The 21479-nt window shown below is 69.9% G+C and carries 18 protein-coding genes and 1 pseudogene; 12 read left to right on the top strand and 7 right to left on the bottom strand.

The window, feature by feature from the left end; translation table 11 throughout:
• Positions 1–119: 119 nt before the first annotated feature.
• The 3 genes and pseudogenes from ABZ624_RS19915 to ABZ624_RS19925 all read right to left on the bottom strand — a co-directional run bounded on the left by ABZ624_RS19915 (position 120) and on the right by ABZ624_RS19925 (position 1123).
• Positions 120–423: pseudogene (locus tag ABZ624_RS19915) on the bottom strand (hypothetical protein).
• Positions 420–740 carry a hypothetical protein gene (locus tag ABZ624_RS19920; protein ID WP_360090219.1) on the bottom strand — a complete coding sequence of 107 codons (321 nt, stop codon included), beginning with the start codon at positions 738–740 and terminating at the stop codon, positions 420–422. The pseudogene ABZ624_RS19915 and the gene ABZ624_RS19920 overlap by 4 nt, the downstream one beginning before the upstream one ends.
• A complete protein-coding gene (locus ABZ624_RS19925; RefSeq protein ID WP_360090221.1) occupies positions 737–1123 on the bottom strand; it encodes a hypothetical protein in 387 nt (128 codons plus the stop codon). The genes ABZ624_RS19920 and ABZ624_RS19925 overlap by 4 nt, the downstream gene beginning before the upstream one ends.
• A 333-nt stretch (positions 1124–1456) precedes the next feature.
• On the opposite strand from ABZ624_RS19925, the gene ABZ624_RS19930 reads away from it, so the two are divergent.
• The gene (locus tag ABZ624_RS19930; protein ID WP_360090224.1) at positions 1457–2212 is read left to right on the top strand and encodes an XRE family transcriptional regulator; all 756 of its coding nucleotides are present in this window, start codon (positions 1457–1459) and stop codon (positions 2210–2212) included.
• A complete protein-coding gene (locus tag ABZ624_RS19935) occupies positions 2205–2672 on the top strand; it encodes an NUDIX domain-containing protein (RefSeq protein ID WP_360090227.1) in 468 nt (155 codons plus the stop codon). The genes ABZ624_RS19930 and ABZ624_RS19935 overlap by 8 nt, the downstream gene beginning before the upstream one ends.
• A 190-nt stretch (positions 2673–2862) precedes the next feature.
• Here the strand turns inward: ABZ624_RS19935 and ABZ624_RS19940 are convergent, their stop codons facing one another.
• Complete coding sequence (locus ABZ624_RS19940) at positions 2863–4239, bottom strand: alpha-amylase family protein (protein WP_360090230.1); 1377 nt, start codon at positions 4237–4239, stop codon at positions 2863–2865.
• A gap of 482 nt (positions 4240–4721) precedes the next feature.
• Between ABZ624_RS19940 and ABZ624_RS19945 the strand changes: the two genes are divergently transcribed.
• The 6 genes from ABZ624_RS19945 (at position 4722) to ABZ624_RS19970 (ending at position 11805) form a co-directional block, all read left to right on the top strand.
• Entirely contained in the window at positions 4722–6011 is a 1290-nt protein-coding gene (locus ABZ624_RS19945) for an extracellular solute-binding protein (protein WP_360090233.1), read from the top strand.
• A gap of 146 nt (positions 6012–6157) precedes the next feature.
• Positions 6158–7156, top strand: a complete 999-nt coding sequence (locus tag ABZ624_RS19950) for a sugar ABC transporter permease (RefSeq protein WP_360090236.1) — start codon at positions 6158–6160, stop codon at positions 7154–7156.
• A 12-nt stretch (positions 7157–7168) separates the two neighbouring features.
• Positions 7169–8077, top strand: a complete 909-nt coding sequence (locus ABZ624_RS19955; protein WP_360090239.1) for an ABC transporter permease subunit — start codon at positions 7169–7171, stop codon at positions 8075–8077.
• A 62-nt stretch (positions 8078–8139) separates the two neighbouring features.
• Positions 8140–9804, top strand: coding sequence for a glycoside hydrolase family 13 protein (locus ABZ624_RS19960; RefSeq protein ID WP_360090242.1), 1665 nt, complete (start codon positions 8140–8142; stop codon positions 9802–9804).
• Positions 9805–9829: 25 nt separating this feature from the next.
• Positions 9830–10864, top strand: coding sequence for a LacI family DNA-binding transcriptional regulator (locus ABZ624_RS19965; RefSeq protein ID WP_360090245.1), 1035 nt, complete (start codon positions 9830–9832; stop codon positions 10862–10864).
• A 68-nt stretch (positions 10865–10932) separates the two neighbouring features.
• Positions 10933–11805, top strand: a complete 873-nt coding sequence (locus ABZ624_RS19970) for a phosphatase PAP2 family protein (protein WP_360090248.1) — start codon at positions 10933–10935, stop codon at positions 11803–11805.
• Here the strand turns inward: ABZ624_RS19970 and ABZ624_RS19975 are convergent.
• Positions 11793–14789 (bottom strand): bifunctional [glutamine synthetase] adenylyltransferase/[glutamine synthetase]-adenylyl-L-tyrosine phosphorylase, encoded by a 2997-nt coding sequence (locus ABZ624_RS19975; protein WP_360090251.1) that lies wholly within the window; start codon positions 14787–14789, stop codon positions 11793–11795. The genes ABZ624_RS19970 and ABZ624_RS19975 overlap by 13 nt on opposite strands.
• A 453-nt stretch (positions 14790–15242) precedes the next feature.
• Complete coding sequence (locus tag ABZ624_RS19980) at positions 15243–16178, bottom strand: DUF72 domain-containing protein (protein WP_360090254.1); 936 nt, start codon at positions 16176–16178, stop codon at positions 15243–15245.
• A 127-nt stretch (positions 16179–16305) separates the two neighbouring features.
• Between ABZ624_RS19980 and ABZ624_RS19985 the strand changes: the two genes are divergently transcribed.
• The 4 genes from ABZ624_RS19985 (at position 16306) to ABZ624_RS20000 (ending at position 19925) form a co-directional block, all read left to right on the top strand.
• Complete coding sequence (locus tag ABZ624_RS19985; protein ID WP_360090257.1) at positions 16306–17193, top strand: alkaline phosphatase family protein; 888 nt, start codon at positions 16306–16308, stop codon at positions 17191–17193.
• Between the two features lies 1 nt (position 17194).
• Entirely contained in the window at positions 17195–18454 is a 1260-nt protein-coding gene (locus ABZ624_RS19990; protein ID WP_360090260.1) for an MFS transporter, read from the top strand.
• Positions 18451–19470 carry a TolB-like translocation protein gene (locus tag ABZ624_RS19995; RefSeq protein ID WP_360090263.1) on the top strand — a complete coding sequence of 340 codons (1020 nt, stop codon included), beginning with the start codon at positions 18451–18453 and terminating at the stop codon, positions 19468–19470. Before ABZ624_RS19990 ends, ABZ624_RS19995 begins: the two co-directional genes overlap by 4 nt.
• Before the next feature lie 185 nt (positions 19471–19655).
• Positions 19656–19925 (top strand): hypothetical protein, encoded by a 270-nt coding sequence (locus tag ABZ624_RS20000; RefSeq protein WP_360090266.1) that lies wholly within the window; start codon positions 19656–19658, stop codon positions 19923–19925.
• A gap of 116 nt (positions 19926–20041) precedes the next feature.
• On the opposite strand, the gene glnA is transcribed toward ABZ624_RS20000, so the two are convergent.
• Positions 20042–21403, bottom strand: coding sequence for a type I glutamate--ammonia ligase (gene glnA, locus ABZ624_RS20005; RefSeq protein ID WP_360090269.1), 1362 nt, complete (start codon positions 21401–21403; stop codon positions 20042–20044).
• Positions 21404–21479 lie beyond the last annotated feature (76 nt).

Genomic DNA, 21479 nt, shown 5'->3' on the forward strand with positions numbered 1-21479 from the left:
TGACGTGCACCTCCGGGAACGTGACCTGGGAGTCCGGGACGAACCGCTCGTACACGACGGGCGGTTCGTCCGGCTATACGACGAGCGACACGTGGACGTAACCAACAGACGGACCGGGCTCAGCGGGTGGCGCCATCCAGCCACAGCACCCGTACTGGGACCCCGGTCCGTTCCGCACAGGCTACGACGTCCGCTGCGCCGCCGTATCCGCGCTCTCCCGGTACTGGGCGGCGGGCACGACGACCTCAAGCTGTCCGCCGTGTCGGAGAACGGCCTCTGCGAACCAGGAGTCAGGGCCGTCGGCCGCGACGCTGCGACCAGTCCGGCGGCGTCGTACGCACTCACCGTTTCCTCCAGCATGGCCCGCACACGTTCTTCTACCTGCGGGCTCAGCCCTCGGTGACCGGTGATGCCCAGCCTCATGCGCCGTTGTCCTCTCTCCTGTTACAGGTGCACGTCGTACAGCTGATCTGGATCTGTGTCGCATGCGGCTCGGCCTCGGGGTCAGTCATGACGGCGTTGAAGTACTGGGACGCTGACAGCTCGTAGCCGCTGTGGTGCGTCAGGCCCGCGTGCTTCAGGCACCACTCCTGCGCGTCGTCCGGGTCGGCTGTGTCTGCGGAACGTTCGCCGCACGTGAGGCACTTGCCGAAGTGGCGCACGGCCATGGTCGGCATGGCTGTCAGCGTCCATTCGGCGAACCGGTACCGACGCCGCGTGTTCCCGTTGCCCGCGCTCATCCGAACACCTCGGCCGGAACGTGTGGCCCGTCGTCATCAGCGCCGTCGTCCTGGTCTCGGTCGTCGGCGTCGACCAGTCGTGGCAGGCGGGCACCTCTGCTGTCGGCGATCCGCAAGACATCGCCAAGGCACTGCGTGGCGGCCCGCAGCGCGAGGCGCACCGCGTATTCCCCGGCCTTGTGGTCGTCCAAGACGGCTTGGGCGCCCTTGAGGACGTCGGCGCCGTCGCGCAACTGGTCTGCCTCGATCTCGTCCGCGATCCGGGCCAGCACGCCGGTAGTGCCGTTGGTGGACAGGAAGCACGGCTTGCCGGTCTCGGTCTCCCACGGCAGCAGTCGCAAGCCGGGGGACAGCGGAGAAACGCTGTTCCGGTCGTAGCTCATCAGGCCGTCACCTCCACACCGTGAATCCAGCGTGGGCCGATGTCGATTCCGTACGTTGCGAGCACCAGCGTCCGCCGCCGTGCTCGCTGCCGCCGAACCTCTTTGCACCGTCCGGGCAGAGCCTGGCGCCCCGGAGCGCGAAACAGTAACCGCAGCAGCGGTTCGAAGAAGCGGGCGATACCGTGGGCCATGTCATCAACCCTTCTCGGGGTCTGTGCGTCGTTCGTCCACCACACTTCCGCTCCTGGTGGTGCGTTCCTACTTCGTTCCATGACCGTTAGGCACGGAGTAGGTCTAGCGTGAAAAGCGTCCCGAACGTCCCAGGGGGTACTGGTGAACGAAGCACTACGTCGTGCCATGCTTCAAGCCCAGATGACAGATCGCCGGTTGGCCGAGAGATGCGGGGTCGACATCAAGACGGTCGGCCGATGGATCACCGAGGCCGGACGCATTCCCCGTGCCCGGCATCGGTGGGACGTCTGTGAGGCACTCGGAGAGGATGAGGCGGTGTTATGGCCAGCAGCCGCGAAGAAGGCAATCAAGGTGGGGCCGGACCGTGAGGTCGTTTCCGTATATCCGTACAGGTCCGGCTGCCCGGCCTCTCTGTGGCGGTCGTTGATCACCAAAGCCGAGCGAGAGCTGACGTTCGCCGGCTACACGAATTACTTCCTATGGCTCGAACAGGCCCGACTCGGTCCAGCGTTGCGGCGCAAGGCTGCTCAGGGATGCCGAGTGCGCTTCTTACTCGGCGACCCTGACAGCGATCTCACGCTGTCTCGAGAGCAGGACGAGGCCGTTGCGCTCACGCTGTCGACGCGTATCCGCGTGACACTCGCCGAGTTGGAGAAGATCAGGAGCCAGCCGGGTATCGCCGCAAGGTACAGCAACGGGCACGCGCACCTGTCCGTCTTCCGCTTCGATGACGACATGATCGTCACGCCCTTGCTGACACATAGCGTCGGCCACGATGCCCCTACGCTGCATTTACGTCGCCACCAGGACGACGGCATGTTCGATCGCTTCGCTTCGCACGTTGAGGAACTGTGGAAGCGAGGCACCCCGGTCTGGGAAGAGGAGGGTAATGGGTAGGCGCGACTACGAGGACGCCCCGGACGCCCCAGCCGCGAACAGCCTGGTTCCGGCTGCTTCCGCCGTCGTTGTCGACGACTCCGGACGCATCCTGCTTCAGCGTCGGCGTGACAACGGCATGTGGGCGCTCCCCGGTGGCGCCATGCATATCGGCGAGTCATTGCCGGACTGCGCGGTACGGGAGACCCGTGAAGAGACCGGGTTTGATGTCGAGATCATCGGCATCGTCGGGACCTACACCGACCCCCATCACGTCTTCGCCTACGACGATGGCGAGGTGCGGCAAGAGTTCTCCGTCTGCTTCCTGGCCCGCCCTGTGGCCGGGCAGTTGGCGGTGTCCGAGGAATCCACCGATGTCCGATGGTTCGAGCCCGCAGAGGTTGACGGGCTTCCCATGGTCGCGAGCATCCGGAAGCGCGTGAACGACTGGCGCGACGGCAACATGCCCGCCGCCCGGTGATCGGCATGCGCAGACACGTCGGCCCCCGCCGCTCCTGGGCGAGGGCCGTCGCTGTCTCCCACCGTTCGCGGGCCGCGGCGAGCGCCGATGACGCCACGGAATTCCCCGGCCACGGATCAGGACGCCACCGCAATCCCTGACTCATTCACGAGCAGGCGTCCGGGTCGGACCGCGAGCCAAGTGGTCTGGCTCAGCAGCTCGGCTTCCCCGAGTAGACGGCCAGCGCCGTGTTGGCGCCCAAGGTGGCGGTGAACTGGCCGCTGGAGTTCACCGTCACCGGCTTGCTGCTCTGTATGTCGCAGTACGTGCCGGCCGGCAGGGAGGTCTGGTAGGTGCGGGTCTGGGACGAGGACTCGTGGTTGATCGCCACATAGCCCTTGGCGCCACGGCCGAACGCGATCCAGTTGTTGCCGTTGTCCCACCAGTTGGTGACCGACTCGCCACGTGTCGCGTTGCGGAAGGCGACCATGGACTTGATCTCCGGCCAGGCGTGCTGGCACTTCCAGCCGTCCTGCCAGCAGGCGTTCACCTGGCCGTTGTTCGGCGGGCCCGCGTCCGCGTCGGACCACTCGTAGCCGGAGTTGATGTCGGGCGCTCCGTAGGGCCAGGCCAGCATGAAGACGTTGGCCAGGGTGTAGTCGGCGCCGGCCTTGTAGTTGAGGGTGCTGCCGTTGCGTTCCGTGTCGTGGTTGTCGACGAAGACGCCGGCGACCGAGCTCTTCAGGTAGCCCCAGCCCTCGCCGAAGTTGGTCAGGTAGGCCAGCTTCTCGTTGTTGAAGACCCGCTTGAGGTCGTAGGCGTAGCGGAACTCCTGGACGTCGCCGTTGCCGGTGTACTCGGAGGGCTGGACGGCCTCGTTCGCGCCGTAGATGACCTCCTGCTTCCAGTAGGCGGAAGGGTTGGTCAGGCGGGACTTGATGTTCGCCAGGTCCTCGGCGGGGATGTGTTTCGCCGCGTCTATGCGGAAGCCGTCGGCGCCCAGGGAGAGCAGGTCGTTCATGTACCCGGCGATGGTCTTGCGGACGTACTCCTCGCCGGTGTCCAGGTCGGCCAGGCCGACTAGTTCGCAGTGCTGGACGTTCCAGCGGTCCTGGTAGTTGGTGACCTGGGACATGCAGTCGTCGAAGTCGTAGACCGAGTACAGGCCGGGATAGTCGTACTTCGTGTACGTCGAGCCGCCCGTGCCGGTGCCGCTGCCCGCCGACATGTGGTTGACGACGGTGTCGACGACGACCTTCAGGCCGGCCGCGTGGCAGGTGTCGATCATGTTCTTGAAGGCCGTGCGGTCACCGAGGCGGCCCGCGATCCTGTACGACACCGGCTGGTACGAGGTCCACCACTGCGGGCCCTGTATGTGCTCGGCGGGCGGGGAGACCTGGACATAGCCGTAGCCGGCGGGGCCGAGGGTGGTGGTGCACTCGCGGGCCACCGAGGCGTAGTTCCACTCGAAGAGGACGGCGGTGACGTCCTTGGTTCCGGGCGGGGAGGCCTCGACGGTGGTCGGGTTCATGCCAACCGCAACGCCGGCCGCGAGGGCGAGCGTGGCGGCCAGGGACTTTCTGGCCATGCGTGCTCCTGCACTTCGTTGTGCGTGTGGGGGGAGTTTGAGTGATCAACGACCAACGGGTGGCGTGAACCTAACCGTTGCCTCAATGTTTCAGCAAGGTGCAGTAAGAATTCGCGAGCGGGTACGTACGGTGATCACGTTCTTACTGGCTGTCGTCGGCGTCGGCGCGGGTGCCGGCATCGGTACGGCCGGATCTCGACCAGGACCTGCAAGAAAGCGCGGGCCCCCGGGTGATCCGTTACTTCCCGGTGGAATGAGTGGCCGGGGTGGCGGTGTGCGCGTATCGCCGCAGCCCGCAGGACATGCCGGGGTAACGGGGGCGTCACGCTTCCAGGAACTTGCGGAAATTTCCTTGCAACATCTTTCGCAAGGACTTGCAGCCTTGCTACGTTCCTCCCGCGCCCGGCGGCCGTCGATTGGGACAGACGGCACCCGCGGTCTTCCCAAGGGATGATCCGGGCAACCCTCTTCTAGGAGTTCATATGCGACGTGGCATATCGATCGCCGCCGCGGTCACCGTGGTCGCCCTGTCCGCCACCGCCTGCGGCGGCTCGGACAACAAGGCCGACGGCAAGCCGAAGGACCCCAAGGACGTCTCGGGCACGATCACCTACTGGGACACCTCCGACGCGGCGACCGAAGCCCCGACGTACAAGGCCCTGATCAAGCAGTTCGAGGCCAAGTACCCGAAGATCAAGGTGAACTACCAGAGCATCCCGTTCACCGACGTCGAGCAGAAGTTCAAGTCGGCCGCGAAGAGCGGCAAGGGCGCCCCGGACGTGGTGCGCACCGACGTGGGTCTGATGGCCGAGTACGCCTCGCTGGGCTACATCGCCCCGCTCGACGGCACCCCCGCGCTGCAGAACACCTCGGACTTCAGCACGGGCGCACTGAACACGGCCAAGATCAACGGCAAGACCTACGGCGTCCCGTCGGTCACCGACACCCTCGCCCTGCTGTACAACAAGGACCTGTTCAAGAAGGCCGGTATCGCCAAGCCGCCGGCCACCTGGGACGAGTTCATCGCCGACTCCAAGACCCTCAAGAAGAAGACCGGCGCGTACGGCACCTACGTCAACCCGGACTCGTACTTCCTGCTCCCGCTGCTGTACGGCAACGGCGCCGACCTGGCCGACACCTCGGCGAAGAAGATCACCATCAGCGACGGCAAGGCCGTCGCCGCGCTGAACACCGCGAAGAAGGTCTACGACGAGGCCTCGATGAAGGTCGACTTCGCGAACGCCTACCAGAACATGCAGACCGCCTTCAAGAACGGCAAGGTGGCCATGCTGATCCAGGGCCCGTGGTCCGTCAGTGACGACCTGACCGGCTCGGCGTTCAAGGGCAAGGAGGCCAACCTCGGCTACGCGCCCGTCCCGGCCGGCGCCGGCGGCAAGGCCCAGGCCCCGACCGGCGGTCACGACCTCGCCGTGTACCAGGGCTCGGGCAACCTGGACGCCAGCTACCTGTTCACGCAGTTCATGACGTCCACCGAGAGCCAGATCACCATCGCGGAGAAGACCGGCACCCTGCCGACCCGCAAGTCGGCCTACACCTCCGCGGTCACCTCGGACGCCAAGATCGCCGGCTTCAAGCCGATCCTGGAGCAGACCGCCCGTCCGCGCGTCGCGCTCCCCCAGGTCGGCTCGCTGTTCACGCCGCTGCAGCAGAACTACGTGAAGATCCTGCAGGGCGACGCGTCGGTCAAGTCCGGTCTGGACGCCACCGCCAAGCAGTTCCAGCAGCTCCTGCCCGGCTACTCCATCGGCTGACCTGAACGGTCGGTAGCCGCACCGTAACCGAAGGACACGCAGCCCCGGGGAACGTTCTTTCCCCGCTGCCGCCCCGACCGGGGCTCCCCGGGGCTGCGGAACCACCCACCCTCCGCCGCGAACGAGCCGATAAAGAGTCGATGAGGATGAGCACCGCAGCGAGCACGGCACAGACCGACAAGACAGCGCGGGACGACAGGTCCCCGCGCCCCGCACGCGTTTCGCGCCTCAGGCGGTCCTGGGACAGGTACTGGTACGCCTGGGCGATGGTGACCCCGGTCGCCGTGGTGATCGCCGTGCTGGTCCTGTATCCGCTGGGATACGGCTTCTACCAGTCGCTGACCAACGCCAACGAGGCGAACGTCGCCACCACCATCGGCGCCTTCCACCGGCCCGCGACCTACGGCTTCGTCGGCCTCGACAACTACTGGCACGTCCTGTCGGGCGCGGACGGCGACTTCTACCCGCGTCTGGTGTGGACGGTCGTGTGGACGGTCTCCTGCGTCACGCTGCAGGTCGGCATCGGCATGGGCCTCGCCGTGCTGCTCAACCGCAAGATGCGGCTGCGCGGCTTCTACCGGGCGATGCTGATCCTGCCCTGGGCGGTCCCGTCGTTCATCGGCGTCTTCGCCTGGCGGCTGATGCTGAACTCCCAGTTCGGCGTGTTCAACGACATCATCACCGCGGTCGGCCTGCCCGCACAGAACTGGCTGGGCACCCCGCTCGCCCAGAAGGTCGCCGTGATCATGGTGAACGTCTGGATCGGTATCCCCTTCAACATGGTCGCCGTGCTCGGCGGCCTGCAGTCGATCCCCAGGGAGCTGTACGAGGCCGCCGAGATGGACGGCGCCTCGCCCTGGCAGCGGTTCGTCAACGTCACGCTGCCCGGTCTGCGCCCGGTGTCCAACACGGTGGTCCTGCTGGGCTGCATCTGGACGTTCAACATGTTCAACGTCATCTACCTGCTGCTGGGCAACAACACCACCGGCGACACCGACATCCTCGTCACCTTCGCCTTCCGCAAGGCCTTCACCGGCATCTCGGACTACTCGGGAGCGGCGACCTACGGGATCGTCATCCTCGCCCTCCTGCTGGCCTTCTCGACCTTCTACCGCCGCAGCACCCTGAAGTCCGAGCAGGCGTAAGGAGCAACCGCCATGACCGCAGCGACCCACGAGACCCCCGCGAGCGCTCCCGCCGCCACCCGTTCCCCGGCCGCCCCCTCCCGCAAGGTGCGCGGGCGTGAGGAGCGCGGCCTCGCAGCGTCGATCGCCCTGCACGCCACCCTGATCCTGGCCACGGTCATCGCGGCCTTCCCGGTGGTGTGGATCCTGTTCATCTCACTCGGCCCGAAGAACGCCTGGCAGCAGCCGAGCGAGGTGCTCAAGAACCTCAGCCTCCACAACTACAGTGACGTGACGGCCCACTCGGACCTGCCGAAGTGGTTCCTGAACACCGTCATCGTGGCCGGCGGCACCACCGCCCTCGGTGTCTTCCTCGCGGCGACCGCCGGTTACGCGGTGTCCCGGATGAGGTTCCCGGGCAGCCGACAGCTGATGTGGACCTTCCTGGTCACCCAGATGTTCCCCAGTATCGTGCTGATCGTGCCGCTGTATCTGCTTCTGTCCGAGTTGGACCTGCTCGACAACTACCTCGGTCTGATCCTGGCGTACGCGACCACGGCGGTGCCCTTCTGCGCGTGGATGATGAAGGGCTACTTCGACACCATCCCCAAGGAGATCGACGAGGCGGGCCGGGTGGACGGCCTCACCCCGTTCGGCACCTTCTGGCGGCTGATCGTGCCGCTGGCCAAGCCGGGCCTCGCGGTGACCGCGTTCTACAGCTTCCTCACCGCCTGGGGCGAGGTCGCGTACGCCACGCAGTTCATGCAGTCCGACCACTACACGCTCGCCGTCGGCATCCGCACCTTCGCACAGGACCAGCGGCCCGACTGGGCGTGGACCTCGGCCACCGCGATCATCATCACCATCCCGGCGGCCCTCGTGTTCATGCTCGTGCAGCGCAGCCTGGTCTCCGGGCTCACCGCCGGCGGCACCAAGTCCTGACCGCCCGGCCCGGCACCCCGCAAGCTTCTCTGTCGTTCCCCCCGCATCACGTAAGGGAATCCATGACCCAGCACGTCACCGACGCAGTCCCCACCGACGCCTCCTCCGCCGCCTCCGGGCGCCGGGAGTGGTGGCGCGACGCGGTCATCTACCAGGTCTACCCGCGCAGCTTCGCCGACGGCAACGGCGACGGGATGGGCGACCTGCCCGGCATCCGCTCCCGGCTGCCGTACCTGAAGCGGCTGGGCGTGGACGCCGTGTGGCTGTCGCCGTTCTACGCCTCCCCGCAGGCCGACGCGGGCTACGACGTCGCCGACTACCGGGCGGTCGACCCGATGTTCGGCACCCTGACCGACGCCGACGACCTGGTGCGCGACGCTCATGCGCTGGGTCTGAAGGTGATCGTCGATGTGGTGCCCAACCACTGCTCCGACCAGCACGAGTGGTTCAAGCAGGCGCTGCGCGAGGGTCCCGGCTCGCCGCTGAGGGAGCGGTTCCACTTCCGGCCGGGCAAGGGCGTCAACGGCGAACTGCCGCCGAACGACTGGGAGTCGATCTTCGGCGGTCCGGCCTGGACCCGGGTCACCGAGCCGGACGGTGCCCCCGGCGAGTGGTACCTGCACCTGTTCGCCCCGGAGCAGCCCGACTTCAACTGGGACCACCCGGCCGTGCACGACGAGTTCCGCTCCATCCTGCGGTTCTGGCTGGACCTCGGCATCGACGGCTTCCGCATCGACGTGGCGCACGGCCTGGTCAAGGCGGCCGGCCTGCCGGACATCGGCCATGACGAGCAGGTCAAGCTGCTCGGCACCGAGGCCGTGCCGTACTTCGACCAGGACGGCGTGCACGAGATCTACCGGGGCTGGCGGCGGATCCTCGACGAGTACGACGACGAGCGTGTCGCGGTCGCCGAGGCATGGACGCCGACCGTCGAGCGCAGCGCCCTGTACATCCGGCCCGACGAACTCCACCAGGCCTTCAACTTCTCCTATCTGACGACCGGCTGGAACGCGGCGGACCTGCGCGAGGTCGTCGACCGCTCGCTCAGCGCCATGAACGCGGTGCACGCGCCCGCGACCTGGGTGCTGTCCAACCACGACGTGGTACGGCACTCCACGCGCCTCGCGGAAGGGGACGAGGCGCGTGGTCTGCGCCGGGCCCGGGCAGCGACCCTGCTGATGCTGGCGCTGCCCGGCTCGGCGTACCTCTACCAGGGCGAGGAGCTGGGCCTGCCCGAGGTCGTCGACCTGCCCGACGAGGTCCGCCAGGACCCGGCGTTCTTCCGCAGCTCCGGGCAGGACGGCACGCGCGACGGCTGCCGGGTGCCGCTGCCGTGGTCGGGCGAGGCGCCGCCGTTCGGCTTCGGTCCCGTCGAGGGCGGCCCGAGCTGGCTGCCGCAGCCCGAGAACTGGAAGGACCTGACCGTCGCGGCGCAGGACGGCGACCCCACCTCGACCCTGGAGTTCTACCGCAGCGCGCTGGCCGTGCGCCGCGAGCACCCGGCCCTGGGCGCCGGCCGCCAGGTGACCTGGCTGGACGCCCCGGAGGGCGTGCTGGCCTTCCGCCGCGACACCGCCGACGGCTCGTTCGTCTGCATGGTCAACCTCACCGCCACTCCGGTTTCCGTGACCACTCCCGGCACGCTGCTGCTCGCCAGCGCCGATGTCGAGCCGGGCCCGGCCCGCACCGAGATCCCAGCGGATTGCGCCATCTGGTGGGCAGTCTGAGATGCGACCGGTACAGTCCAATCCTGTGACCACACGGCTTGCCGACATCGCTGCGCAGGCGGGGGTGAGCGAAGCGACCGTCAGCCGGGTCCTCAACGGGAAGCCGGGCGTCGCCGCCACCACCCGCCAGTCCGTGCTGGCCGCGCTGGACGTGCTGGGCTACGAACGCCCGGTGCGGCTGCGGCAGCGCAGCGAGGGGCTGGTCGGACTGATCACGCCGGAGCTGGAGAACCCGATATTCCCGGCCCTCGCCCAGGTCATCGGCCAGGCACTGACCCGCCAGGGCTACACCCCGGTGCTCGCCACCCAGACCCCGGGCGGGTCGACGGAGGACGAGCTGACCGAGATGCTCGTGGACCGCGGGGTCGCCGGGATCATCTATGTCTCCGGGCTGCACGCGGACACCACCGCCGACATGCAGCGCTATGACCGGCTGCGGGCGCAGGGCGTGCCGTTCGTGCTGGTGGACGGTTTCTCGCCGAAGGTGCAGGCACCGTTCATCTCCCCCGACGACCGGGCCGCGATGACGCTCGCGGTGACGCATCTGGTGTCGCTCGGGCACACCAGGATCGGGCTCGCCCTCGGACCGAAGCGGTTCGTGCCGGTGCAGCGCAAGATCGAGGGCTTCGTGCGGGCCGTGCAGGAGCAGTTGGGGCTCGCCGCCGGGACGGTCGAGACCGAGCTGATCCAGCACTCGCTGTACACCCTGGAGGGCGGTCAGGCCGCGGCCACGGCGCTGATCGAGCGGGACTGCACGGCCGTGGTGTGCGCCAGCGACATGATGGCACTCGGTGCCATACGGGCGGCCCGGCAGCGCGGTCTGGAGGTGCCCCGGGACGTGTCCGTGGTGGGCTTCGACGACTCCCCGCTGATCGCCTTCACCGATCCGCCGCTGACCACGGTCCGCAAGCCGGTTCCGGCGATGGGGCAGGCCGCGGTGCGCACGCTGCTGGAGGAGATCGGCGGCACACCGGCGCCGCACAGCGAGTTCGTGTTCATGCCGGAGTTGGTGGTGCGCGGTTCGACCGCATCGGCACCGCATGCCGTCCGCACGCCGTAGAAGGTGCGCCGCGGACCCGGCCTTGGGATGATCGGTCGAGGAAGCCCTTTCTGGCAGACTTGATGGCTATGAGTGACTCGACCGTGACGCAGCCGGAAGGTCGCGAGGAGGTGGCCGTTCCGCAGGCCGTCACGGGCGAGGGCGGACGGGTCGCCCGGGGTTTCGTGGACCGGCTGCGGCGTCCGCGGCGGCCCCGGCTCTGGTTCGAGATCCTTCTGATCGCGGTGAGTTACTGGACGTACTCACTGATCCGCAACGCCGTCCCGGAACAGAAGGGCAAGGCGCTGCGGAACGCCGACTGGATCTGGCGCGTCGAGCACGTACTGGGCATCGCCGTCGAGCAGTCCGTCAACCACGTCGTGAACTCGGCGACTTGGCTGATCATCGGCATGAACTACTACTACGCCACCCTGCACTTCATCGTCACGATCGGTGTGCTGGTGTGGCTGTACCGGTGGCATCCGGGGCGTTACGCGGCGGCGCGGCTGGCGCTGTTCGCGACCACCGGTGTGGCCCTCGTCGGTTACTATCTGTTTCCGCTTGCGCCGCCCCGGTTGATGCGCGGCGGGTACTTCGTGGACACGGTCATGGTCCACCACACCTGGGGCTCGATGGCCTCCGGCGACCTCAAGCACATGTCGAACCAGTACGCGGCGATGCCGTCGATGCACATCGGCTGGTCGCTGTGGTGCGGGCTGACGATCTGCGCGCTGGCGTCCGTGCCGTGGATGCGGGTGCTGGGCCTGCTGTATCCGGCGACGACCCTCCTGGTGATCGTTGCCACGGCCAACCATTTCTGGCTGGATGCGGTCGGCGGCGTCCTCTGCCTGGCCTTCGGCTTCACGGTGGCGCGGGCGTGGTACGGCGCCGTGCCGTACGCACTGCCGAGGGTGGCGCCGGCCCACGTGGCGGAACCGGCTCCGTCCGCTCAGTCCGCGTAGAACAGCTCCTCCACCACCGTGCGCGCCCGGCGGGTGGTACGGCGGTACGCGTCCAGCATGTCCCCGGCGTGCCCGGCGCCGTAGCCCAGGTAGCGGCCCACGGCGGCCAGCTCGCGGGGCTCGGTCGGAAAGGTGTCCCCGGCCCGGCCGCGCACCAGCATGACCGCGTTGCGCACCCGGGTGGCCAGCACCCAGGCCTCGTCCAGGGTCTCCGCGTCCTCGGCGGACAGCAGCCCCGCCGCGCGGGCGGCGGCCAGGGCCTCGCGGGTGCGGGTGGTGCGCAGACCCGGTTCGTGCCAGCCGCGGCGCAGCTGGAGCAGCTGGACGGTCCACTCGACGTCGGACAGGCCGCCGGGGCCGAGCTTGGTGTGCAGCTTCGGGTCGGCGCCGCGCGGGAGCCGCTCGGACTCCATACGGGCCTTCAGCCGGCGGATCTCGCGGACCGCCTCCTCGCCGAGTCCCTGCCGCGGGTAGCGCAAGGGGTCGATCAGCTCGGTGAAGCGGCGGCCCAGCTCCTCGTCGCCGGCGACCGGCTCGGCCCGCAGCAGCGCCTGGGACTCCCAGACCAGGGACCAGCGGCGGTAGTACGCCTCGTACGACTTCAGGGTGCGCACCAGCGGGCCCGACTTGCCCTCCGGGCGCAGGCCGGCGTCGATGAGCAGCGGCGGGTCGGCGCTGGGCAGCTGGAGCAGCCGGCGCATCTCGGCGACGACCTTGTTCGCCGCCGCGGCCGCCTCGTGCTCGTCGACGCCGTCCTGCGGCTCGTGCACGAAGACGACGTCCGCGTCGGAGCCGTAGCCCAGCTCGTGACCGCCGAAGCGGCCCATCCCTATGATCGCGAAGCGGGTGGGGAGCGTGTCGCCCCAGCCGTCGCGGACCACCGCGCGCAGGGTGCCGGCGAGGGTGGCGGCGGTGATGTCGGAGACCGCCGCGCCGACCCGGTCCACCAGGGCACCCTGGTCGGCCTCGGCGGGGCTGGTCTCGGTGCCGTAGGAGCCGACGATGTCGGCGGCGGCCGTACGGAACAGCTCGCGGCGGCGCACGCCGCGGGCCGCCGTGACGCCCTGCTCGGCGTTCTCCGCGCGGCCCACGGCGGCCAGGATCTCCTGCTCCAGGTGGGCGCGCCCGCGGGGTTCCAGGCCACCGCCGCCGTCGCCGTCGCCCAGCAGGGCCACCGCCTCGGGAGCGCGCATCAACAGGTCGGGGGCGAGGCGGCCCGCCGACAGGACCCGGGCCAGGTTCTCGGCCGCGGCGCCCTCGTCGCGCAGCAGGCGCAGGTACCAGGGGGTCTTGCCGAGCGCGTCGGAGACCTTGCGGAAGTTCAGCAGGCCCGCGTCCGGGTCCGCGGAGTCGGCGAACCAGCCGAGGAGGACGGGGAGCAGGGTGCGCTGGATGGCCGCCTTGCGGGTCACCCCGGAGGCGAGGGCCTCCAGGTGGCGCAGGGCGGCGGCGGGGTCGGCGTAGCCGAGGGCGACGAGGCGCTCGCGGGCCGCCTCCGGGCTCAGGCGGGCCTCGCCGGGGGCGAGTTGGGCGACCGCGTCGAGCAGCGGGCGGTAGAAGAGCTTCTCGTGCAGCCGTCGTACGACGCCGGTGTGCCGCTTCCACTCGCGGTTCAGGTCGGCCACCGGGTCGGTGCGCAGGCCGAGGGAGCGGCCCAGGCGGCGCTGGTCCGGTTCCGCCGTGGGCACGAGGTGGGTGCGGCGCAGGCGGTAGAGCTGGATGCGGTGCTCCATCGAGCGCAGGAAGCGGTACGCCTCGTCCAGGCGGGCGGCGTCCTCGCGGCCGACGTAGCCTCCGGCGGCCAGGGCCTGGAGGGCGTCCAGGGTGGTGCCGCTGCGGAGGGTCTGGTCGGTGCGGCCGTGCACCAACTGCAGGAGCTGGACGGCGAATTCGACGTCGCGCAGACCTCCCGGGCCGAGTTTCAGTTCCCTTTCGATCTCGGCCGCGGGGATGTTCGCGATGACGCGGCGGCGCATCTGCTGGACGTCCGGCACGAAGTTCTCGCGCTCGGCGGCCTTCCAGACCATGGGTTCGAGTGCGTCGACGTACGCCCGGCCCAGTTCCGCGTCGCCCGCCACCGGGCGGGCCTTGAGCAGGGCCTGGAACTCCCAGGTCTTCGCCCAGCGTTGGTAGTAGGCGAGATGGGAGGAGAGGGTGCGGACGAGGGGGCCGTTGCGGCCCTCGGGGCGGAGGTTGGCGTCCACCGGCCAGATGGAGCCCTCGACCGTGGTCTCGGAGCAGATCCGCATGAGGTGCGAGGCGAGACGGGTGGCGGATTTGAGGGCGTGGGCCTCCGTGACGCCGTCGGCTGCCTCCGCCACGAAGATCACGTCCACGTCCGAGACGTAGTTCAGTTCGTGGCCGCCGCACTTGCCCATCGCGATCACCGCGAGGCGGCAGGCGGCGGCGTCCTCGGGGGCGTTCGCCCCCGCCAGCGCCAGGGCCGCGCGGAGGGTGGCGGTGGCGAGGTCGGCGAGTTCGGCGGCCGTCTCGGCGACGTCCGTGGTGCCGCAGACGTCGCGGGCGGCGATGGACAGCAGACAGCGGCGGTAGGCGACGCGGAGGGAGACGGGGTCGCCGGCCTCGGCCAGGCCGCGCTCGAACTCCTCGACGCCGGGGTGCAGGTCCCGGGGCTCGTAGGTGACCAGGGCGTGCCAGTCGCCCGGGTGGCGGGCCAGGTGGTCGGCGAGGGCGGCGGAGGCGCCGAGGACGCCGAGGAGGCGGTCGCGCAGCGGCTTGGCCGCGATGAGGGTGTCCAGCAGTTCGCGGCGGGCGGTGGGGCCGTCCTGGGCCTCCAGGAGGCGGACCAGGCCGTGCAGGGCGAGGTCGGGGTCGGCGGTGGCCGCGAGGGCCTCCAGGAGGACGGGGTCGTTGCGGACGGGAGCGAGTTCCGTGCCGTCGAGGAGGCGTTCCGCGGCGGAGGGATCGGTGAAGCCGTGTCGGAGCAGGCGGGTGAAGGTGCTGCTTCTGCGGCCCGGCGTCATCTCCGTGGCCTCCCCTCGGATGCGGTTCTCCTGGCCAGAGCCTAGCCGGAGGGGCGGGGCGGGGCGGGGTGGCTTCGGTGGTGGCGCGCGGCCGACGGGTGCGGGGCGGGTGCCGGTGCGGTATGGGTGCGGGCGCGATGCCGGGCGAGGTGGCGGGTGCCGGTGCGGAGGTCGGCGCGGGGCGCAGGTCGGCGCGGGGCGCAGGTCGGCGCGGGGCCGGGTGCGGGGCGGTGCCGGGTGCGGGGCGGTGCCGGGTGCGGCGCGATGCCGGATGCGGCGCGATGCCGGATGCTGGGCGATGCCGGATGCTGGGCGGGTGCCGGATGCTGGGCGGGTGCCGGATGCTGGGCGGGTGCCGGGTGCGGTGATGCGTGCCGGTGCGGTGATGCGTGCCGGTGCGGTGATGGGCGCGGGGCGGGTGCCAGCGCGTCCTCGGTCCGGCGGGCTGTTTCTTCAGAGGTTCGACGAGTTCTCGCCGGCCGCTGCGGGCGGACAGCACCCGCCATGTCCACCTCCCGCCGTACGCGGCTGCGGCACCGGCACCGTCGCGGACAGGAGGTCCCGCATCGTCTGCGCCGCCTTCGCGGCCGCGTCGCCGCAGCAGTTGTTGAAGAGGATGTGGATCTCCTCGGTGGCGGGGGTCAGGGCTCGGATGCGTGGGAGCCATTCGGCCAGTTCCGCGGTGGTGTAGCCGTGGCGGAAACGGTCCTCCTTGGTGCCCGTGCCCCAGTGGCGGCTGCGGCCGTGGAAGCGGATCACCGAGAGGCGGGCCGTGGTGACGGGAGTGGTGGGCGGCATCGAGGCCGGTAAGCCCTGAGCCATGTCGACCGCTACGGCGGTGGCGTCGAGGTCGGTGAGGAAGGCGCCGGTGCGGCGGGCCTGGCCGGGGTGCCACCAGGCGGGGTTGCGGAACTCCACGGCGAACGGCCAGTCGCGGGCACGGTCCCGGGCGGTGCGGACGAAGGCCTCGGCGGCGGGGCCGGGGGTCAGAGAGGGCGGGTACTGGAAGAGGAGCGTGCCGAGGCGGCCGGAGGTGCGCAGGGGGGTGAGTGCCTGGGCGTAGCGGGTCCAGACCTCCTTGCGGAGCGTTTCGTCGCGGGGGTGTGCGCGCAGGTCCGCAGGGAGGGCGGAGGGACGGGTCGGGTGGCCGGTGAGCAGAGAGAAGGCCTTGACGTCGAACCGGAAGCCGGCCGGGGTGCGGTCCGTCCACAGACGGGTGGTGCGGGGGGTGGGGAGGGCGTAGTAGGGGGAGTCGGCCTCCACCACGGGGAAGCGGCTCGCGTAGTGCCGTAGGCGGCCTTCGGCGTCCCGGTGGCCGGGTGGGTACCAGCCGCTCGTCAGCAGTGCTCGGTCCGTCCAGCCGCAAGTGCCCACGAGAATCCGCGCCATGGGGGCGGGAGTACCCCTCGTTCACCCGGTCTTCACCCGCGAGGTTGGCTGACGTGGGGCGCGGGAATATTGGCGTGTGCATGCTCTGTCCGCACCGCCAGCCCCGTCCCCCAACCCGGAGGTTGATGTGTCCGGCAGTTCCGTGTACCGCCGTGCCCGTACCGTCGTGGCGTCCGCGGCGGCGTTCGCCGCGGCCGCGGTCGGGCTGTGGACCGGGCTCGGCGAGGAGTCCGCGCACGCCGCGGGCGCCGTGCCGAGTCCGGACCACGTGGTAGTCGTGGTCTTCGAGAACCACGCCTACAGCCAGGTCATCGGCTCCTCCAGCGCCCCGTACATCAACTCGCTGAAGTCGGCAGGTGCCAACCTGACGCAGTCGTACGCCGAGACCCACCCGAGCCAGCCCAACTACTTCGCGCTGTTCTCCGGTTCGACCCAGGGCGTCACGGACGACAGCTGCTACACGCCCGGCTTCTCGTCGGCGCCCAATCTCGCCTCCGAGATGATCGCCGCCGGCCGCAGCTGGGCCAGCTACAACGAGAGCCTGCCGAGCGCGGGTTCGACCACGTGCAGCAGCGGGGACTACGCGCGCAAGCACAACCCGTGGTTCGGGTTCAGCAATGTGCCGACGTCGAGCGCGAAGACGTTCACCCAGTTCCCGACGGACTACTCGACGCTGCCCCAGCTGTCCTTCGTGACCCCGAACCTGTGCAGCGACATGCACGACTGCTCGGTGTCCACCGGTGACTCCTGGCTGAAGAACAACCTGGGCGGCTACGCGAGTTGGGCCAAGAGCCACAACAGCCTGCTCGTCATCACCTTCGACGAGGACAACCGGCTGAGCGGCAACCGGATCCCGACCGTGCTGTACGGGCAGCCGGTGACGGCCGGGTCGTCCAGCTCCACGACCTACAACCACTACGACCTGTTGCGCACCCTGGAGGACACCCAGGGGCTGACCTCGCACGCGGGCAACGCCGCCGCCGCGCAGGACATCTCCGGCATCTGGGCGTCCTGACGTGTACGTAGCGGACAGCCGCGCGAGTGCGCCGGCGTCCGCGGACGGTGCCGTCCGGCCGCCGGCCGGGCGGCGCCGTGCCGCGATCGCCCCGACCGTGCTCGCGCTCGGCACGGTCAGCCTGGTGACCGATGTGTCGTCCGAGATGGTCACCGCTGTTCTGCCGTTGTATCTGGTCACCGGGCTCGGTCTGTCCCCGCTCGGCTTCGGGCTGCTGGATGGTGTGTACAACGGGTTCTCGGCGGTCGTACGGCTTGTGGGCGGCCATCTCGCGGACCGGGGCGGCGGGCGGCACAAGTGGGTCGCCGGGTTCGGGTACGGCCTCTCCGCCGTGTGCAAACCGTTGCTGCTGGTGGCACACTCGCTCACGCCGATCGGGCTCGTGCTGGCCGCCGACCGCACCGGGAAGGGGCTGCGGACCGCGCCTCGCGACGCCCTGATCTCGCTGTCCGCCACGGCCGAGTCGCGGGGGCGTGCCTTCGGGGTGCACCGGGCGATGGACACGGCCGGGGCACTGCTCGGGCCGCTGGTGGCGTTCCTGATCCTGCGGGCCACGGTCGACGGGTACGACGCGGTGTTCACCGTCAGCTTCTGTGTGGCGGTGGCCGGTGTCCTGGTGCTGGTGCTCTTCGTGCCGGGCGGCCGCGGCGGTGCCGTCGCGGACGGGCGGCCCACCCTGCGGGGTGCCGTGGGGCTGCTGCGGCGGCGCGGGCTGCGGCGGGTCGCCCTGTGCGCGCTGCTGCTGGGTCTGGCCACGGTGAGCGACTCGTTCGTGTATCTGCTGCTCCAGCGGCGGCTCGGCGTACCGGACCGGTGGTTCGCGCTGCTGCCGCTCGGTACGGCCGCCTCGTTCCTGCTGCTGGCGGTGCCGCTCGGGCGGCTCGCGGACCGGGTGGGCCGGTGGGCGGTCTTCGTCGCCGGGCACGGCGCTCTGCTGGTCGGGTACGCGTTGCTGCTCACGGCGTGGCACGGCCCGGCCCTGCCGTACGTCGTCCTGGCCCTGCACGGCGCCTTCTACGCGGCCACCGACGGGGTGCTGATGGCGGCGGCCTCGGACGGGGTGCCTCAGGCGCTGCGCTCGTCCGGGCTGGCACTCGTACAGACCGGGCAGGCGCTGGCCCGGTTCGCCTGCAGTCTGTTGTTCGGCGCGGCCTGGACGGTGTGGGGCGACCGGGCGGCGCTGGCGGGCGCGGCGGTGGCGCTCGCCGCGTGTGCCGTGTCCTCCCTGCTCCTGCGCCCGAAGGGGACGGTGCCCGCATGACCGTACGCAGCCGCGTCCTGATCCTGGTCGCCGCCGTCGCCGTGCTCGCGGCGGTGGGGCTGGCGTCCGTGCTGCACGCCTCGGCCCGGGCCGACCGCCGTGACCAGGAACAGGCGGGCGGTCCGCGGGTCACGGCGGGGGCGGTGACGCTGAGCGGGCACGGGCGGATGGTGTTCCGGAACCTGGCGTGGGGCCCGCACCGGGACGAGATCGTCAGTGTCCCGGCCGGCGATCCGTCGGGGGCGCGGACCGCGTCCGGGGTCAAGTGCCTGCGTTTCCACGCCGCTTCGGGCACGGGTGTGTGTCTGCAGGCGGTGCACGGGCCGGTCTCGGACACGTATCGCGCGCTCGTTCTGGACGCCCGGTTGCGGACGGTGCACCGGTACGACGTTCCGGGTATTCCGTCCCGGGCCCGGGTCTCGCCCACGGGTCACTTCGCGGCCTGGACGGCCTTCGTGGGCGGTGACTCGTACGCCGGGACGGACTTCTCCACGCGTGCGGCGATCGTGGACACGCGGAGCGGGGAACTGATCCCGTCCCTGGAGGACTTCCGGATCGTCAGGGACGGGCATCCGTACCGGGCGCCGGACGTCAACTTCTGGGGGGTGACCTTCGCGGCGGACGACCGCACGTTCTACGCGACGCTGGCGACGAAGGGGCACACGTATCTGGTCCGTGGCGATCTGCGGACCCGTACCGTAACCACCCTGCACGCGAACGTCGAGTGTCCGTCCCTTTCGCCCGACGGCACCCGGATCGCCTACAAGAAGCGGGTCAACGGCCTGCCCAAGGACGCCCCTTGGCATCTCTACGTGCTCGACCTGCGCACGATGCGCGAGACTCCGCTGGCCGAGCGGAGGAGCGTGGACGACCAGGCGGTCTGGCGGGACGCCCGCACCCTCGTGTACGCCCTGCCGGGTGACTACGGCGCCGATCTGTACCAGGTTCCGGCGGACGGGTCGGGCCAGGCGCGGCGGATCGGTACGGCCGCGGTGTCGCCGGCGTATGTGCCCTGAGAGCGAGGACCACGGGATCGAGTGCCCGAAGACGCCGTAGACCCTCGCATGCGGGCCTGCAAGTTCGGGAGATCATGAAATCGGCGTGTCGATGTCCATCTTGGGTGATTTTAACCCTAATCTCCGTTGCTGTAGGTGGAAGATCCGTGACAGATCGCATCCACAACTCACTCTATGGAGATCACATGAACAAGCTTCACAAGGCTGCCGTCATGGTCGCGGCTCTCGGGAGCGTCGGGCTCCTGACCGCCGGCACCGCTCACGCCGGAGGCGAAGGCGGCAACAGCGTCATGCAGAGCTCGAACTGCCGGTCGCACGACCTGAACCTCGACGTCCTCGGCGAGGTCGGGATCCTCAACGGCGCACTGGGCAACGCGCTCAACGGCGAAGGCGACCCGGGCGCGCAGGCGACGCACATCGGCTCGACCATGGGCTGCGACAACAAGGCCTGGTAAGAGGCCGGTTCAGCACCCTGAACGGTGGGAAGTGGCTGGGCGGTGGCACCGAGAGCGCTGTGGCGCACTCCGGTACCACCGCCCGCAACCGTTGAGGGCCGACTGCCGGCCCGCGCCTACAGCACCGGCAGGTTCTTCCGCAGCTCGAAGGCCGTGACCTCGCTGCGGTACTCCTCCCACTCCGACTTCTTGTTGCGCAGGAAGAAGTCGAAGACGTGCTCGCCGAGGGTCTCGGCGACCAGGTCGCTGCCCTCCATGAGAGCCAGGGCCTCGCCGAGGTTCTGCGGAAGCGGCTCGATGCCCATCGCGCGGCGCTCGGCGTTGGACAGGGCCCAGACGTCGTCCTCGGCGCCCGGCGGCAGCTCGTAGCCCTCCTCGATGCCCTTCAGGCCGGCGGCCAGCAGGACGGCGTAGGCCAGGTAGGGATTGGCGCCGGAGTCCAGGGAACGGACCTCCACGCGCGCGGAGCCGGTCTTGCCCGGCTTGTACATCGGGACGCGGACCAGGGCGCTGCGGTTGTTGTGGCCCCAGCAGATGTAGGAGGGGGCCTCGCCGCCGGCGCCCGCCGTGCGCTCGGAACCGCCCCAGATGCGCTTGTAGGAGTTCACCCACTGGTTGGTGACCGCGGAGATCTCCGCCGCGTGCCGCAGCAGGCCCGCGATGAAGGAGCGGCCGACCTTGGAGAGCTGGTACTCGGCGCCGGACTCGTAGAACGCGTTGCGGTCGCCCTCGAAGAGGGACAGGTGCGTGTGCATACCGGAGCCGGGGTGCTCGGAGAAAGGCTTCGGCATGAAGGTCGCCTGCACCCCCTGCTCCAGCGCCACCTGCTTCATGACCAGGCGGAACGTCATGATGTTGTCGGCCGTGGAGAGCGCGTCGGCGTAGCGCAGGTCGATCTCCTGCTGGCCCGGGGCGCCCTCGTGGTGGGAGAACTCCACCGAGATGCCCATCGACTCCAGCATGGTGATCGCCTGGCGGCGGAAGTCCATGCCGACGTTGGTGGGCGTGTGGTCGAAGTAGCCCGAGTTGTCGGCCGGGGTGGGCCGGGAGCCGTCGAGCGGGCGGTCCTTCAGCAGGAAGAACTCGATCTCGGGGTGGGTGTAGAAGGTGAAGCCCAGGTCGGAGGTACGGGCCAGGGCGCGCTTCAGCACGTAGCGCGGGTCCGCGAAGGACGGGGAGCCGTCCGGCATGAGGATGTCGCAGAACATGCGGGCGGTGCCGGGGGTCTCCGCGCGCCACGGCAGGACCTGGAAGGTGGACGGGTCCGGCTTGGCGATCATGTCGGACTCGTAGACCCGCGCGAAGCCCTCGATGGCGGAGCCGTCGAAGCCGATGCCCTCGTCGAAGGCCTGCTCCAGCTCGGCGGGGGCCACGGCGACGGACTTGAGGAAGCCCAGCACGTCCGTGAACCACAGGCGTACGAACCGGATGTCGCGCTCCTCCAGTGTCCGGAGCACGAACTCCTGCTGCTTGTCCATCTTCCGCTACCCCATCCTTGCTGGTCAGGCCGCCTGTCCCCCATCCCGCGGGAGGCGGTCGGGCACCTGAGCATCC

Origin of the sequence: Streptomyces sp. NPDC007205, assembly GCF_040634095.1 — a bacterium.
Taxonomy (GTDB): Bacteria; Actinomycetota; Actinomycetes; order Streptomycetales; family Streptomycetaceae; genus Streptomyces.